At 56.6% G+C, this 16188-nt stretch carries 11 protein-coding genes; 5 read left to right on the top strand and 6 right to left on the bottom strand.

Going from position 1 to position 16188, the window contains the following annotated elements:
- The first annotated feature begins 76 nt into the window (after positions 1-76).
- The 5 genes from urtB (at position 77) to DFO57_RS08560 (ending at position 6627) form a co-directional block, all read left to right on the top strand.
- Entirely contained in the window at positions 77-1642 is a 1566-nt protein-coding gene (gene urtB / locus DFO57_RS08580) for an urea ABC transporter permease subunit UrtB (RefSeq protein ID WP_109706994.1), read from the top strand.
- Entirely contained in the window at positions 1642-2718 is a 1077-nt protein-coding gene (gene urtC / locus DFO57_RS08575) for an urea ABC transporter permease subunit UrtC (RefSeq protein WP_013024537.1), read from the top strand. The genes urtB and urtC overlap by 1 nt, the downstream gene beginning before the upstream one ends.
- The gene (gene urtD / locus DFO57_RS08570; protein WP_014595297.1) at positions 2711-3502 is read left to right on the top strand and encodes an urea ABC transporter ATP-binding protein UrtD; all 792 of its coding nucleotides are present in this window, start codon (positions 2711-2713) and stop codon (positions 3500-3502) included. Before urtC ends, urtD begins: the two co-directional genes overlap by 8 nt.
- The gene (urtE, locus tag DFO57_RS08565) at positions 3503-4201 is read left to right on the top strand and encodes an urea ABC transporter ATP-binding subunit UrtE (RefSeq protein ID WP_013024535.1); all 699 of its coding nucleotides are present in this window, start codon (positions 3503-3505) and stop codon (positions 4199-4201) included.
- Positions 4202-4509: 308 nt separating this feature from the next.
- Positions 4510-6627 (top strand): TonB-dependent siderophore receptor, encoded by a 2118-nt coding sequence (locus tag DFO57_RS08560; RefSeq protein ID WP_110015272.1) that lies wholly within the window; start codon positions 4510-4512, stop codon positions 6625-6627.
- A 37-nt stretch (positions 6628-6664) separates the two neighbouring features.
- Here the strand turns inward: DFO57_RS08560 and DFO57_RS08555 are convergent, their stop codons facing one another.
- From DFO57_RS08555 to fucP, 6 genes are all read right to left on the bottom strand, one after another.
- Positions 6665-7897 (bottom strand): MFS transporter, encoded by a 1233-nt coding sequence (locus DFO57_RS08555; protein ID WP_014606629.1) that lies wholly within the window; start codon positions 7895-7897, stop codon positions 6665-6667.
- A gap of 80 nt (positions 7898-7977) precedes the next feature.
- Positions 7978-10329 carry a GNAT family N-acetyltransferase gene (locus DFO57_RS08550; protein WP_110015271.1) on the bottom strand — a complete coding sequence of 784 codons (2352 nt, stop codon included), beginning with the start codon at positions 10327-10329 and terminating at the stop codon, positions 7978-7980.
- A gap of 1 nt (position 10330) precedes the next feature.
- Positions 10331-11623, bottom strand: coding sequence for a lysine N(6)-hydroxylase/L-ornithine N(5)-oxygenase family protein (locus DFO57_RS08545; protein ID WP_014606631.1), 1293 nt, complete (start codon positions 11621-11623; stop codon positions 10331-10333).
- A 10-nt stretch (positions 11624-11633) separates the two neighbouring features.
- The gene (locus tag DFO57_RS08540) at positions 11634-13187 is read right to left on the bottom strand and encodes an aspartate aminotransferase family protein (protein ID WP_029568443.1); all 1554 of its coding nucleotides are present in this window, start codon (positions 13185-13187) and stop codon (positions 11634-11636) included.
- A 658-nt stretch (positions 13188-13845) separates the two neighbouring features.
- On the bottom strand, positions 13846-14859 hold the full coding sequence (locus DFO57_RS08530) for an aldose 1-epimerase family protein (protein WP_013024529.1): 1014 nt from the start codon (positions 14857-14859) through the stop codon (positions 13846-13848).
- On the bottom strand, positions 14856-16181 hold the full coding sequence (gene fucP, locus DFO57_RS08525; protein WP_110015269.1) for an L-fucose:H+ symporter permease: 1326 nt from the start codon (positions 16179-16181) through the stop codon (positions 14856-14858). The genes DFO57_RS08530 and fucP overlap by 4 nt, the downstream gene beginning before the upstream one ends.
- Positions 16182-16188: the final 7 nt, after the last annotated feature.

Below are 16188 nucleotides of genomic sequence, written 5' to 3'. Positions count from 1 at the left end.
ACAGGTGCCGCCCCTGATCCCTCTGTGGGGCGGCAGTAAGGACTTCCTATGATCGCCTATTTGATGAGGCTCTCCCATGACGCTTCGCCTGTGTTTCTTTAGTTTTTTGCTGCTCCTGCCGCTGTTTGCCAGCGCCGGACCGGCGGCCGACTTCGCCGCGGCGAGCCGCGCTCAGCAGGCGGAATTGCTGCAACAGTGGGCCGCTGCGCCAGATGTCAGCCTGTTGCCGCTGCTTCAGGCGCTGAAAGCCGAAACCGTGGTCACGGATCAGGATCGTCATCCTTTTAGCCAAACCGGTAATGGGCTCCAGCCGCTGGATACGTCATCACAGCCGAAGGGCGCGCTAAAAAAACTGTTTATGAATAACCGGTTGCGCGTGCTGGTCGCCAGTGCGCTCGCCGCACATCAACTGGTGAGCAGCGACGCCAGCGTACGCCTGAGTGCGGCACAGCAGTTACAAAATGACGCCGCCGCCGATCTTCTCCCGCTGATTACGCAACGCCTGAGCCTCGAAAAGGATGCGCGCGTGCATGCCGCGCTGGCGATGGCGGCGGCCAGCCTGCAACTGTCCAGCCCTCAACCCATGGTTCGGCTGCGGGCGGTGAAACTGCTGGGCGAGTCCGGCGATCCTAACACCCAGGCCAGCCTGCAACGGCTGACCCAGCCCACAGTGGAGCCCGATGAAACCGTACGCGAGGCGGCAAAAGAAAGCCTGCAACAGATTAAAAGCCGCCTGATGTGGGGCGATCTGTTGGGCCAGGCGTTTAGCGGCCTGTCGCTGGGTTCGATACTGCTGCTTGCCGCCCTGGGCCTGGCGATTACCTACGGCCTGCTGGGCGTGATCAATATGGCGCACGGGGAAATGTTGATGCTGGGTGCCTACGCGACCTGGATGGTGCAAAACCTGTTTCAGCAGTTCGCGCCGCATTACATCGGCTGGTATCCGCTGCTGGCGCTCCCGGTCGCCTTTGGGTTAACGGCGGTTATCGGTATGGCGCTGGAGCGCACCATTATCCGTCACCTGTATGGCCGTCCACTGGAAACCCTGTTAGCCACCTGGGGCATCAGCCTGATGCTGATTCAGCTGGTGCGGATGCTGTTTGGCGCGCAGAACCTTGAGGTTGCGAACCCCGCCTGGCTGTCCGGCGGATTGCAGGTGCTGCCGAATCTGGTTCTGCCCTGGAACCGTATTGCGGTCATTCTGTTCGTGGTGTTTGTGCTGATCCTGACCTGGCTGCTGCTGAACCGCACGCGGCTGGGGATGAACGTGCGGGCGGTAACGCAAAACCGGGCCATGGCCGACTGCTGCGGCGTGCCAACAGGCCGAGTCGATATGCTGGCTTTTGGCCTGGGCTCCGGCATCGCCGGGCTGGGCGGCGTGGCCCTGTCCCAGTTGGGAAATGTCGGACCGGAACTGGGCCAGGGCTACATTATTGACTCTTTCCTGGTGGTGGTGCTCGGCGGTGTGGGGCAACTGGCCGGCACCGTCGTGGCTGCGCTGGGGCTGGGCATTCTCAATAAAGTGCTGGAACCGCAAATCGGCGCGGTGCTGGGGAAAATCCTGATTCTGGTCATGATCGTGCTGTTTATTCAAAAACGTCCGCAAGGGTTATTTGCGGTGAAAGGAAGGGTGACTGACTAATGACGCAACCCATCTCCTTACGTCTGGCTCGTCAGGCCCCGCGCCTGACGCTGGGTATTGGCGCACTGGTTACGCTGATGCTGCTGATCATGCCATTTCTGGCGCTGCTGCCGGCAACCCATCCGCTGGCGATATCGACCTATACCTTAACCCTGGTGGGTAAAATTCTGTGCTATGCGGTGGTCGCGGTGGCGCTGGATCTGGTCTGGGGTTATGCCGGTTTACTCTCTCTGGGACACGGCCTGTTTTTTGCGCTGGGCGGCTATGCGATGGGCATGTACCTGATGCGCCAGGCGGCGGGCGACGGCGTACCGGCCTTTATGGCCTTTCTCTCCTGGGATCGGCTGCCGTGGTTTTGGGCGGGCACCCAGCATTTTGCCTGGGCGCTGTGCCTGATTGTACTGGTTCCCGGCCTGCTGGCGCTGGTCTTTGGTTTTTTCGCCTTCCGCTCGAAAATTAAAGGGGTTTATTTCTCCATCATGACCCAGGCGCTGACCTATGCCGGCATGCTGCTGTTTTTCCGCAATGAAACCGGCTTTGGTGGCAACAACGGCTTTACCGGCTTCACCACCCTGCTGGGTTTTAATGTTACCGCCACGGGCACGCGCATCGGCCTGTTTGTCGCGACGGTGATATTGCTGTTAGTCAGTTTAGGCCTGGGTTTTGTCCTGGCACGCAGTAAATTCGGCCGGGTGCTGACGGCGGTCCGCGACGCGGAAAACCGTCTGATGTTCTGCGGTTACGATCCCCGTGGCTTTAAGCTGTTCGTCTGGACGCTGTCCGCCGTGTTATGCGGCATGGCGGGCGCACTTTATGTGCCTCAGGTCGGCATTATTAATCCCGGTGAAATGTCCCCCACCAACTCCATCGAAGCCGCTATCTGGGTCGCACTGGGTGGACGCGGCACCTTAATTGGCCCGCTGCTGGGCGCCGCGATTGTTAACGGCGCGAAGAGCCTGTTTACCGTTGCCTTCCCCGAGTACTGGCTGTTCTTTCTGGGGATGATGTTTATTCTGGTCACGCTGTTTCTGCCGCGTGGCGTGATTGGCTTACTCCGCCGGAGAAAAGATGACTGAGCACCCGTATACCCAATCATTTCCCGCCGATCGTCATCGTGTTCAGCGCGATCCGGTGCTGCAACTGGAAGCCGTCACCGTCTCTTTTGATGGCTTTCGCGCCCTGTCCGATCTGTCCTTACAGATAGGCGTGGGCGAACTGCGCTGTGTGATCGGCCCTAACGGCGCTGGAAAAACCACGCTAATGGATGTGATTACCGGTAAAACACGACCGGATAAGGGCCGGGTCATTTACGATCAGGATAATGACCTGACCAGCCACTCCCCCGTTGAGATTGCCCGTCGCGGTATCGGACGCAAATTTCAGAAACCCACGGTGTTTGAAGCGCTGACGGTGTTTGAAAATCTGGAAATTGCCCTGAAAACCACCAAAACCGTTTGGGCCAGCCTGCGCGCACGGCTTAACAGCGAGCAGCGGGATCGGATTGACGAGGTCCTCGTCCTGTTACGGCTTACGGGTTCGCGTCACCGCCAGGCGGGCCTGTTGTCGCATGGACAGAAACAGTTTCTTGAGATCGGCATGCTGCTGGTGCAGGAGCCGCACCTGCTTCTGCTGGATGAACCTGCGGCCGGCATGACCGATGCGGAAACCGACTATACCGCCGAGCTGTTCCGTAGCCTGGCAGGGAAACACTCACTCATGGTGGTTGAACACGACATGGGCTTTGTGGAAACCATTGCCGACTACGTCACGGTTTTGCATCAAGGCAAGGTGCTGGCGGAAGGTTCGCTGCGCGAGGTTCAGGCCAACGAGCAGGTCATCGACGTTTATTTGGGGCGCTAAATGTTACAGGTATCTGAACTGCATCAGTATTACGGTGGCAGCCATATTCTACGCGGCCTGTCTTTTGAGGTAAAAACAGGCGAAATCACCTGCCTGCTGGGCCGTAACGGCGTGGGCAAAACCACGCTGCTGAAATGCCTGATGGGATTGATTCCGGCCAAATCGGGTGAGGTACGCTGGCAGGACAAGCCGATCGGGACGCGCAAGCCGCATCAGCGCGTGCAGTCCGGCATCGCTTACGTGCCACAGGGCCGCGAAATTTTCCCCCGTCTCACGGTTGAGGAGAATCTGCTAATGGGCCTGTCCCGCTTCTCCGCCTCACAGGCCAAACAGGTGCCTGATGAGATCTATCAGCTGTTTCCCGTGCTGTTCGACATGAAGTCGCGGCGCGGAGGCGACCTGTCCGGGGGACAACAGCAGCAGTTAGCGATTGGTCGCGCGCTGGCAAGTCGTCCGCAGTTGCTGATCCTCGACGAGCCGACGGAAGGGATCCAGCCGTCGGTGATCAAAGAGATTGGCATGGTGATCCGTCAGTTGGCGCAGCGCGGCGATATGGCGATTCTGCTGGTTGAGCAATTCTATGATTTCGCCGCTGAGTTGGCCGACAGCTATCTGGTGATGTCGCGCGGCGAGATTATCCAGCGCGGTCGTGGCAGTGACATGGAGGCGGAGAACGTGCGCGGTCTGGTCGCCATCTGACATCTCCTCCCCGGCAGGCCAGATCGCCTGGCCTGCCTTCACGTTGTACGTGAAGCGTGTTGAATGTTTCTCCCTCGCCCCGCCCGATACAACCTGCCCGAAAAAGCTTCCCTGACGCACGTTCCACGCGTGTTTACCCCGTTAGCCTGCAATTTCTTTAACAATAACGCTGTAGACATCTTGTAATGATTAACAGTAAAGGCAATAATTCTCATTTGCATTCAATGTAAATAACTTGTTCTTAACACCAATTTTCGCTCCTTTCCTCTGTCGGGAGCGGCGTATCTACCATTTGTAAGGGATAAACAATGAGAATGCCTTTCTGCCGGAAACGGTTAGCGTTGCTGTGTTCCATCGCCATTGCCACACCTGCAGTGACCTTTGCCGCCAACACGCTGGTGGTCACAGCAAAGCCCGAAGAAACGTCGACAACCCCGACAGAAGGCTATACGGCGACCGTCAGTAAAGGCGCAACCAAGACCGATCGTCCGCTGATCACCACCGGGCAGTCAGTCTCGGTGATCACGCGCCAGCAAATGGACGATCAGGGTGCGATGGATGTGAATCAGGCGCTGAATTACACTGCGGGCGCCTTTACGAACTTCGCCGGTGCGGCCACCCGCTACGATACGGTATCGTTGCGCGGTTTCCACGGCGGCGACGTTGATAATATTTTTCTGGACGGCCTGCGGCTGATGAGCGATCCGGGCAGCTACAACGTGCTGCAGGTTGATCCCTGGTTCCTCGAACGCATTGACGTGATCAAAGGCCCCTCTTCTGCCCTGTATGGCCAAACCGTTCCCGGTGGATTAGTGATGGAGACCTCTAAGCGTCCTCAATATGCGCCTGAAGGACATTTCCGTCTGTCCACCGGCACCCATAACACCAACAGCGCCGCATTTGATTACACCAACGCGATCAACGATCAGTGGGCTTTTCGTCTGACCGGCATCACGCGCAACAGCGATACGCAGTACGATCATACCCGCGAAGAAAAATATGCGATTTCGCCCTCGCTGCTGTGGCAACCGGATGAAGATACGTCACTGCTGTTACGCGCCTATCTGCAGAAGGATCCTTCCGGTGGCTATCACAGCGCCGTGCCGGGTGATGGCAGCATAACCGAGCATAACGGACGTAAGCTCAGCACCGGTTTTTATGACGGCGACAGTACACTGGATCAGTTCAAACGTCGCGAGCAAATTTACAGCGCGGAGTTCGCTCACCGCTTTAATGAAACCTGGGCCTTCCGCTCCAATGCCAGCTATTCCCACTCCAATGTCGATTTGGATCAGGTTTATCAGGCTGGCTGGGATTCTCCGCAGTCTGAACTGCTTAATCGCTACTATTCCGGTTCACGTTCTTCACTGAATGCGTACGCGATCGATAATCAACTGGAAGCCGATTTTGCCACGGGTCCGGTAGATCATAAGGTCGTACTGGGCGCGGAATATCATCAGTACACCAATGATTTGCGTGATGCCAGTGGCTTAGCCAGTCAGCTTAACGCGCTGACAGGCCAGGCCGTGGGGACGAATCCGGCTTACGTATTCCAGAACTCACAGCGCCGTTACTACCAAACCGGTATGTATCTGCAGGATGAGATGAAATGGGACAAGTGGCATCTGGATCTCTCCGGCCGCTACGATCGGATCGTGTCTGAAAACAGACAGTACAGCACCGATACGCAATATCGTCGTCAAGACGATCACGTCAGCGGTCGCGCGGCGCTGCTCTATGCATTCGATAACGGTATCTCTCCGTATGCCAGCTACAGTCAGGCCATTACGCCGCAATCGCTTTCCGGACAGGACGGCAACCTGCTGAAACCGACTACATCTGAGCAGTACGAGGCCGGGATTAAATACCAGCCCGTGGGCACGTCCGATCTCTACTCAGCAGCCGTGTACGACCTGACGCAAAATGATGTGGGTAACCGCGTGGTGGTAGGCTCTTATTACGAACCGGCCGGGAAAGTGCACTCTCAGGGCCTCGAACTGGAAGCCCATAATCAGCTCACTCCGCGCCTGAGCACGCTGGCGAGCTTTACGCTCAACCACGTGCGCTTCAAAGATTCTATCGACGGTAACAACGGTCATACGCCTTACGTGACGCCCAACTCGATGGCTTCTGCGTGGGCGAAATACCAGTTTGATGCCGGGATCAGCGTAGGCGCAGGCGTCCGTTACATTGGTCGGCAGTGGGCAGACAATGAAAACACCACTCGTCTGCCTTCCGCTACGCTGTTTGATGCCACGGTACGTGCCGATTTAGGCGTCTGGAACAGCAGCCTGAAAGGGGCTTTTGTGCAGGTTAACGCGAATAACCTGACCGATCGCGACTATGTCTCCGCCTGCTATGGCACCGGCTTCTGCTACTGGGGAGCTGAACGCACCATTGTTGCCACCGTCGGCTACGATTTCTGATCCTTCCCACAGGCGGCACCAGGCCGCCTGTCTCACCTCAGGCCGTTACGGTGCTGTGTCGCCGCTGTTTTTCGCGCAGAAACGACCGCACCAGTGCCAGCCATAACAGCCCGCACAGCAGATTAATCAGGCTGAACCAGGCCGTTCCGCCACCGAAGTACGCCGCTTTCACCGCCTCAATGCCCAGCGCAAACACCACCATACTGACCATCCCTAACATCGCCGCGACGCTGCCCTTGCCCGCCCGGCTGGAGAACAATGTCAGTCGGTACAGCCCGGCATTCACCATTCCGGTGCCGAATCCGTAAAGGCTCAGGCCCGCCGTCAGCCATGCCGCGTTGCCTGCATTGATAAAGGTGCCAATAGCGGCCACCGTCAAACCCGCCAAAATCGGCCAGGCCCCCAGCCGCAGCGGCTGTTCAACCGGCAGACGGCTGGCAAGCCGCCCCAGCAGCAGATTTCCGGCGATCATCGCCAGAAAGACCGGTAACTGGAGCAGCGCATAATCCATGCGGCTCAGTCCCAGATCGTGAATAAGGATAACGGGAGAAAGCGCTACCCAGGCCAGACAGGGAATCGTCACCAGGCCGATGGCCAGTGAACCGCACATCACCTGGCGGTCTTTTAACAAGGCGTAATAGCCGGCCGCCAGGGACTTCAGCGACACGGAGGTGTTTCTGTCGCCCGCCGTTTCCGGCATCGAGAGCCACAGGCCCGTCAATGCCAGAGCAGACAGGGCGGCAAAAAACAGGAACAGCGTGCGCCAGTCCGCAACAGCCAGAAACGCCGTGCCCGCCAGCGGCCCGGCCAACGGTGCCAGCAGCGCTACGTTAGCCATCAGCGCCATCATCTTTACGCTGAGCGCTTCGTCAAATGCCTCCTGAATGGCGGCATAACCGACTGCACCGATGAAACACAGGCTGATGCCCTGAAGAAAGCGCAGCAGGATAAACTGCCCAATGCTCTGCACCCAGTGGGTTGCGAGGCAGGTCAGCATGAAAAAGGCAACGCCTGCCAGCAGCACCGGACGTCGTCCCAGCTTGTCGGATAGCGGGCCCAACAGCCACTGCAGCAGCATGCCGCCCATCAGGTAAGCGGTCAGTGACGTGGAGACCCACTCCGGACCCACGTGAAATGCCTGCGTGACCAGCAGCATGCCTGGCTGAATCATGTCGTGCGCCAGATAGGTGGCAAACTCAAATAACACCAGCGATAAGGGGAACAGGAAATGTCGACGCGTGAGGCGCGAGACCGGTTGAAAAAGAGCCATCGTGAATAATGTCCAGAAAAACGATAAAAAACGCGGTCGCCTGAGCGACCGCGCTGATGTGAAAGGAGGTCATTATCCCGTTACCGCCATTTGGCGATGGGATTCTCCAGCGTACCGGCAAACTTGAGGTTTTCTGCAGGATCGGACAGGTTAATCATCTGCTGATTGTTCGCCAGTTGCAGGCGATTCAGGCAAGAGCGGGTGAATTCGGGCGCAAACATATCGTAGCGGGCGAACTTACTGGCAAGCTGCGGATGGGCCTGCTGATAGTCCTTGACGCACTGCGCCACCCGCTGCCAGAACTGGGTTTCCGACAAGGTATCAGACTGATGCAAAATCGCGCTGATAAAGCGGAAAATGCAGTCGAAGACATCGGTAAAAATCGACAGCAGCTTCAGATGTTCAGGCACGTCCACCGCCAGCCGCTGCACCTTTTCAGGCAGAACCGCATCCGGATTCATCACCGCAATCTCCTCGCCGATGTCCTTCATGTAGGCGCTGACCGGCACATTGTTTTCCAGCAGCAGAATAAGGTTCTCACCGTGAGGCATAAACACCAGATCGTGTTGATAAAAGCAATGCAGCAGCGGGCTGAGATAACAGTTCAGGTAACGGTCAATCCACTGTTCCGCTGGCAGCCCCGAATCGGCGATCAGCGCCGGTAATAACGGCTGCTGCTGATGATCGACATGCAGAAACGCCGCCATGGTCATTAAACGCTGGCCAGGCTGCAGGTCAGTGACCGGATTATCACGCCACAGGGCCGCAAACATTTTCTTGTAGGCAGAGTCGCCTTTGATCGCGCGTTCGTAATGTCGGTTGTGATAGCCCACCGCGGCCACTTCACGCAGGATGCGGAAATCACAGCGCTGGAGCCAGCTATCGTTTGCCACCAGCGTTTCCAGCCATTCGTTAATCGCGGGCGTGGTCGCCATATAGTAAGGCGAAAGACCGCGCATAAAGCCCATGTTCAGCACCGACAGCGCCGTTTTCACATAGCGTTTCTGCGGCTGGCTGCGGTTGAAGAAGGTGCGAATCGACTGTTGAGCCTGATAGTGGTCCTCACCGATTCCGAGATAAATAATGTCCTGGTTAGCAATATCCGCAGCAAACACCGTCAGCAGTTTATTCTGCCACTGCCAGGGATGGACCGGCATCAGGATATAGTCTTCGGCAACGACGTCTTTGCTCGCCAGCTGAGCGGCGAACTGGTCGAGGGCAGCCTGTCCTAACTCCTCCTGCAACAGCCGCGCATAGCTCAGCTCACTGATGCTGGAGAAGTGAGCATTACGTCGATGCACGGCGACCCAGATCAATCTCACCGGCGTCGCCGCCTCAGGCGCATAAGCGAGATAATCGCGTGCATCAAAACCAATACGGCCGTTATTGGCGACAAAGCAGGGATGCCCTTCCGTCATCGACGACTCCAGGGTCTGGAAGTCCGCCTTCACCAGCGCCTGGCTGTCTGGATTGTTCTTCTGCAGTTTAAACACGCTACTGCACAACGTGCTGCTGATCTCTTCCATATAGGTCGCCAACAGCGCCTGAGGGATGCCGATTTGGGCATTGAACTCTTCAATAAACTGCAGCGCATCCAGCGGTAAACGGTAGCCGTTTTCCTGTTTTTGCAGGGAAGCCACATCGATTTCCCAGTGGTCAAGCGCCAGCCGTTGTGCGGAAAAAACATAGTCTGATTCGCCATTCGGCACGGCCAGCTGGTAACGGCCACTGCCGACATCAACAGGGGTGATCAGCTTCTCGTGCGCGAATTCGGCAATGGCTTTGCGAATCAGTAAACGGTTGGCCTGCAGCCAGTCTTGTCCGGTGAGGTGTGAACCGTTCAACAGCGGTGTGGTGTTATTCATAAGTGAATCCTGCAGTAGGGCCTGCTGATAATCATCGCGCTGGCAGAAAGCCAACCAGGCCGTTTTATGTCCCATATCAATGGTGTGCTGATAGCGAAAACCCGCACGTTTATTCAGGCGATGGATTTTGTCATTGCGCACGTCCGGCTCGACCACCACGCGGTTAACCTCGGGGCGGCTGAACATGTAGTCCATGACCGTGCTGAACACCTGCCAGCTAAACTGGCTGACCGGTGTCACCGCGGGCGCGATCAGAATATGCATGCCGTAGTCGTCTGGCTGGGCGGGATAATGCCTGCCGACCTCATCCTCACTGGCACGATAACATTCGATAAGAAACGCCGGTTCGCCATCGCAGCAGCCGATTAACGCCGCATGGGGATCTTTTGCCGTCAGCTGTTGATAGAATTCGGCGACCTGCTCTGGCGCGTGATCCTGCATTCCCCAGAAGCGGGCGTAGTCGCGCGTGACCCAGCGGTGAATAAGCCTCACATCAGCGGGCAGCAGGGGACGAAGGGTAAACTGACCCGCTGGACGGGCCGCAGTGAAAAGTGTGGACTGTGACATATTAGTGTTCCGTTTGGGCCGGGAAAGTCTGGAAGGCGATTTGACGCTCAACGGGATAAACTTCCCGCCCGGTGAGTTCACGCAGGAGCACCGAGTTGCGATAGCAGGCCATGCCAAGATCCGGCGTCACAAAACCATGCGTATGCAGCTCCGCGTTCTGGACGAAGACCTGGTTGTGCAGGTCGATACTGTAATTGCGCTGGACGTCGTAACGGCCCTTTTCATCCCAGCGCAGACGCTGGCTGATGCCTTCGATAAACATCGGCGGGCGATACTGATAACCCGTTGCCATGACCAGGCCCTGAGTACGACGCGTGTAAGCACAATCCTGTTCCTGATGATGCAGCGCGAGTTCACATTCACCGCCTGGCAACCAGCGCATACCGGTAAGTTCAGAATGGGTGAACAGGTTAACGTCCAGCGCGCCATCCAGTTGCTTGACGTACATCAGGTCGTAGATGTCGTTGATTAAGGTGCTGTTAATACCTTTGTAGAGATTTTTGTGGCGCGCGTTCAGCGCATCGCGCTTCTCCCCCGGCAGCGCGTGGAAGTAGTCGACCCATTCTGGCGAGGTCATCTCCAGGGTCAGTTTGGTGTATTCCAGCGGATAAAAACGCGGCGCGCGGGTGATCCAGTTCAGCTGATAGCCAAACCGATCGATGTCCGTCAGCAGATCGTAATAGATCTCTGCAGCGCTCTGCCCGCTTCCCAGCACGGTGAGGGTGCTTTTTTTCTGCAATTCCGCTTTGTCTGCCAGATACTGGCTGGAATGGGTGAAACGCGACTGGTGCGGTCGGCTGCACGCCGGCAGCCAGGCGGTGGGTCCGGTGCCCAACACCAGCTTACGGGCCAGCCACTCTTGCTGCTGACCCGTGAGCGTATCCACCGAGCGAACGCAGTAGCACTGTCGGGCATCGTCGTAGCTTACATAGTCTACGCGCGTGTTCCAGCGTAAATTACTCAGCTGTGAACAGGCCCACTGACAGTACTGGTTGTACTCTTTACGCATCAGGAAGAAGTCTTCGCGAATGTAAAACGAATAAATTTTCCCTTTCTGTTTCATATAATTGAGCAGGCTATAGGGATTGGTGGGATCGGCCAGCGTCACCAGGTCAGCCATAAAGGGCGTTTGCAGATGCGCACTCTCCAGCATCATGCCGGTGTGCCAGTCGAATCCCGAATTTTGATCCAGAAAAATCCCCTTCAGCCCCTCAACCGGTTCGCTCAGGCAGGCCAGGCTGAGATTAAAAGGACCGATACCAATACCGATAAAGTCATACATCTGGTTGTTCATTGCACCGTTCTCACTGGTTAGCCACGGGTAATGTCACGTCACGCGCCTGTTCTCGACCGTAATGGGCGATCAGGGCGATCACATCTTCAATGTCAGCCACCGAGGTGGTGGGATTCAGCAGGGTAAATTTCAGGTACTGCCGCCCCTCCACTTTGGTCCCGGCAATCACCGCATTACCGGATCGGAACAGCGCCTTGCGGATACCGGCGTTGATGGCATCCAGCTGTGCGGGATTCATGCCAGGGCGTGGCACGAAGCGGAAGATTTGGGTGGTCAGTTCAGGCGCATGCAGAACCTCAATCGCCGGATGGGCGTTCAGCCGCTGATGGGTTGCCTGAGTCAGCGTCAGAATGGTATCGAATGCCTCACCCAGTGCAGACGGCCCCATAATGCGTAAGGTCAGCCACATTTTCAGCGCGTCAAACCGACGCGTGGTCTGAATACTTTTATTGACCAGGTTTGGCGTCCCTTCCTGCTGGGCGCTAAGCGGATTAAGGTAATCAGCATGGTGCGTTACATGGCTAAGGTGCTGTTTCTCGCGCACAAAGAACGCGCCACAGCTTACGGTCTGGAAGAATGACTTGTGGTAATCCACCGTCACCGAGTCGGCTTTTTCAATGCCGTTGAGGCGCTGGCGATGCTGTTCGGAAACCAGGAGGCCGCAGCCGTACGCCGCGTCGACGTGCATCCAGATGCCGTGCTGCTGACAAAGTTTCGCGATGCTTTCCAGCGGATCGATACTGCCGAAATCGGTGGTGCCGCTGGTGGCAACGACGGCGATAGGGATCAGGCCCTGCTCATGACAGCGCTGAATCTCCTGCTCAAGCTGCACGCTGTCCATGCGGTAATGGTCGTCATACGCTACCGGGATGACCGCATCGTAGCCCAGGCCGAGAATGGCCATCGATTTCTGGATGCTGAAGTGGCTCAGTCTGGAGGTCAACACGCGCCATTTTGCCGCATCGGCAGGCAGGCCCTGATGTTTGATCAGGTGGCCCGGATGATGTGCGGCGCACCAGCTGTCGCGCGCCAGCAGCATCGCCATCAGATTCGACTGCGTCCCGCCGCTGGTAAAGATGCCGTCTGCGCTCGCAGGCAGACCGATGCGGCCCAGTGTCCAGTCAATCACCTTCTGTTCTATCAGCGTTCCGCCCGCACTCTGGTCCCACGTATCCACGGAGCTGTTGACTGCCGCCATGATCTGCTCGGCCAGCAGCGACGGCAGTACGACCGGGCAGTTAAGGTGCGCCACGTATTTGGGATGGTGGAACCAGACGGCATCGCGCAGATAAAGCGTCCGCAGCTCTTCCAGCGCGGCCTCGTTATTTCCCAGCGGCTGGTCAAGATCGACAGCGCTGAAAGCCGGAGCCAGCTCGTGGGGCAGAATACCGCTGAAGGGCTTTTCAACGCGCTGAACGGTGCTGGAGATCAGCGCCAGCGCCTCTTGCGTTTGCTGATGCCACGCAGGGATTTGCGCGTCGTTAAAGATAAAGTCCTGAGCAGTCAGGACCTCATCAGGCAGATGTCGGCGAGGCACCGACAGATTTTGCTTACGTAACACCATATCCTGTTCCTTTGTTAAAGACGTAGGCCGCCCGGCCACCGTGAAAACAGGGCAGCAGCATGCGCCAGACCGCGCGAGTCAGTTCAGATTCAGTAACCTTTAGCCGAGCTGGCTAACCCATGAGATCAAGAAAATTAAGAATTTATGTTTAAAAAAATCATTAAAAACTACATTTTATGTGGTTAATTTGCATTAAACATGCGCTTTTTAACGATAATGACAACATTAATAATAATCATTATCATTCAATTTTTAAAAGGGTAAGCATTCTCATAAAGCTGGCTAATGTCTTTTTATGTGATCTTGATCACATAAAACAGCTTATGTTCGGCGCGGGAAGAGGAAGAGATGGCGAAAATCATCTCCATCGGCGCCAAACTAAAGAAGAAGGGTTCTCAGCCGGGCAAAAAACAGGAGGCGTGACGGCGGGGTTCTGACATGACGCGGCATAACGGTGTGTTTATCCGGTCTGAAGAGGCCGGCTTCAGTAAGAAGCCAGCGCGAACGAAGATACCGACAGGCTATCCAGCGCGTTTCGCCACCGGGATTATCCGGGACGTATGACGCTCCCGGAATCCTAGGGGGAAAAAGACGATGCGATAACAACAGCCTGTTTCACCGGGTAAGGTTACGACCCTGAAGCGTCGCCGTACGGGTTTTACAGCAGACCGGTTTCGACCTGAAAATGGCGCTGCTCGCCGGGCATCAGCGCGATTAACGTTCCGGCGCGCGTTGCCGCAGCAAAGCCTTCAGGACGGCAGGTGGCGGGCAGCACATAGGCAGCAACCTGTTGATCCGCATTATGCAGTATCCAGCGCGTGGCATGTGGGAACTGCGCAGTGGAAAAGCGGGTCATCAGGGCGTAACCGTCCGGAGAATGGAGTTCAAACTGAACGTTCTCACCGTACTGCGCCAGACGATCGGCAAAGAAGACAATCTCTGGATCGTACATCTCGGGTTGATCCAACCGGCGTAAAGCGGCGGGATCGCTGGCAAGGGAAGCGGTAAAAGCGGTCCATTGCGGCGTGGGCCGCACATGTGCCGGTAGGGAGCGGCGCAGCTGAAATGCCTCATCCGGTATCGTCTGCCTGAACTGCCCCTGCGCCACCCACGCGCTGTTGATGTGGCACATGTACTGCAACGGCATCGGCGCGCCAGCCAGGTTGGTGACGCTCATCTCCAGCACCAGTCGTGCCTGACTGGCCCCTAATCTTACCGCCGGAGCCGCCCGATAGTGGTGACCAAACCCCTTGATGTATTCGGTTTCGCCCTCCACCGAAAGTCTGTCGCCCTCCAGCACAATCCATGCTGTATCCATGCGTGCGCAGGCCATTTCGCCGTGCAGCGCGTGCGTGTCTTCCGCTGCAGGGCAGCCATTCGCCAGCAGGCCAGAGTGAAAGGCAAAGCAGCCATAGGTATCGATAATCGAATCACCCGGCAGCGGCTGTTTAAAGCGATGTCCCATGGTTAATGCGCGGCCGTCAAAATTCACGTCCCACACCATCTGGCCCAGAAACGGCAACACAATTACCGTGCCCCGTCGGTTGTGAATGCGAATGGCTTCAATGCCCGCAGGATAACGAAACAGCTCGACGCTGAAGTCCTCGCTCTCCAGCAGCAGGCAAGGCGTGTAGGTGAACTGTTCGCGACAAAGCGGTAAACGGGTTTTCATCGCCCCTCCTCCGCCAGGTTTCCGCTAAGGCGAGGCTGCTTTTTGTGGCGCAGCTCGCCCCAAAAATAGAACCCAACCCATGCGAAACACAGCAGCGATACGCCGAATGCCAGCTGCATCGATCCCAGGTGATCGGAAACAAAGCCCTGCAGCGCGGGCACAAAGGCCGCCCCCACAATGGACATCACAATAAATGCTCCCGCGACTTCGGTGTATTTACTGTCAACGGTCGCGAGCGTCCCGGCATAGATCGTCGCCCAGCACGGGCCAAACAGCACGCTGACAAACACCGCAGCGTAGACTGCTGTGAAATTGGGCATCAGCATCACGTAGCCCAGCGTTGCGATGCCAAGGAGTGAAAAGGCGATAAGCACTTTCTCTGGCCGGAAACGCGTCATTAAAATGTTGGCGACAAACTTGCCAATAAAGAAACAGATAAAGCTGTAAATCATAAAGCTGGATGCCTCGCGCTCATTGGCCGCTCCCAACGTAAGCGCCAGACGGATGGTAAAGGACCACACCGCCACCTGCATACCGACGTACAAAAACTGCGCCAGAATACCGCGTTTAAAATGGCGATTTTTAGCCAGATAGCGAAAGGTTTCCCCCAGCGTTGGCAGCGATTTTTCGTTGCTTTGCGGCTTGCAGCGTGGATAGCGGGTGAACATAAACAGCAGCATGACAACCACCAGCACCATCACCAGATATTTATAGGGTTCCAGGGTATGTTCCAGCATGGACAGGCGGAAAGCATGCGCCTGCGCCGCCGTCATGTTTGCCATTTGCGTTTCCAGGCTTTCTCCATCCTGAAACACCAGATATTTTCCCAGCACAATGCCCATCAGCGCCCCCACCGGATAGAACGTCTGACTGATGTTAAGACGCAGCGTGGCATGCTGACGCTGTCCGATCATTGAGCTGTAGGTGTTCGCCGCCGTCTCCAGAAAGCTTAACCCAATGGCAATGGCAAAAATCGCCGCCAGAAACATGGTGTAGGTTGCCATATGCGAGGCGGGATAAAACAGCAGGCAGCCCAGGATGTACAACGCCAGACCGGCTAATATAGCCAGCTTGTAACTGGTTTTACGGATCACCAGCGAGGCAGGAATCGCAATCAGAAAATAGCCGCCGTAAAAGGCGCTCTGCACCAGGGCGCTGGCAAAATCGCTCAGGGCGAAAACGCTTTTAAACTGCGTAATCAGAATGTCATTCAGGCTTGCCGCACAGCCCCACAAGGGGAACAGGCAGGAAAGCAGAATGAACTGGAACAGCGGAGTCTTATTTAGATAACCGTCATTTTGCTGAACAATGTTCTGGTGCATGGCTGTA

The organism is Pantoea sp. AG702, from assembly GCF_003182295.1.
Lineage (GTDB): Bacteria > Pseudomonadota > Gammaproteobacteria > Enterobacterales > Enterobacteriaceae > Pantoea > Pantoea ananatis.
The sequence above is the reverse complement of the archived record's forward strand: the minus strand, read 5'-3'. Positions and strand labels throughout refer to the sequence as shown.

What these genes read in the sequence shown, in the direction of transcription:
- DFO57_RS08550 (WP_110015271.1), bottom strand. Translation starts at nt 10,329, where the DNA reads ATGTCACAGTCCACACTTTTCACTGCGGCCCGTCCAGCGGGTCAGTTT.
- urtB (WP_109706994.1), top strand. Translation starts at nt 77, where the DNA reads ATGACGCTTCGCCTGTGTTTCTTTAGTTTTTTGCTGCTCCTGCCGCTG.
- urtE (WP_013024535.1), top strand. Translation starts at nt 3,503, where the DNA reads ATGTTACAGGTATCTGAACTGCATCAGTATTACGGTGGCAGCCATATT.
- urtD (WP_014595297.1), top strand. Translation starts at nt 2,711, where the DNA reads ATGACTGAGCACCCGTATACCCAATCATTTCCCGCCGATCGTCATCGT.
- DFO57_RS08560 (WP_110015272.1), top strand. Translation starts at nt 4,510, where the DNA reads ATGAGAATGCCTTTCTGCCGGAAACGGTTAGCGTTGCTGTGTTCCATC.
- urtC (WP_013024537.1), top strand. Translation starts at nt 1,642, where the DNA reads ATGACGCAACCCATCTCCTTACGTCTGGCTCGTCAGGCCCCGCGCCTG.
- DFO57_RS08530 (WP_013024529.1), bottom strand. Translation starts at nt 14,859, where the DNA reads ATGAAAACCCGTTTACCGCTTTGTCGCGAACAGTTCACCTACACGCCT.
- DFO57_RS08545 (WP_014606631.1), bottom strand. Translation starts at nt 11,623, where the DNA reads ATGAACAACCAGATGTATGACTTTATCGGTATTGGTATCGGTCCTTTT.
- fucP (WP_110015269.1), bottom strand. Translation starts at nt 16,181, where the DNA reads ATGCACCAGAACATTGTTCAGCAAAATGACGGTTATCTAAATAAGACT.
- DFO57_RS08540 (WP_029568443.1), bottom strand. Translation starts at nt 13,187, where the DNA reads ATGGTGTTACGTAAGCAAAATCTGTCGGTGCCTCGCCGACATCTGCCT.
- DFO57_RS08555 (WP_014606629.1), bottom strand. Translation starts at nt 7,897, where the DNA reads ATGGCTCTTTTTCAACCGGTCTCGCGCCTCACGCGTCGACATTTCCTG.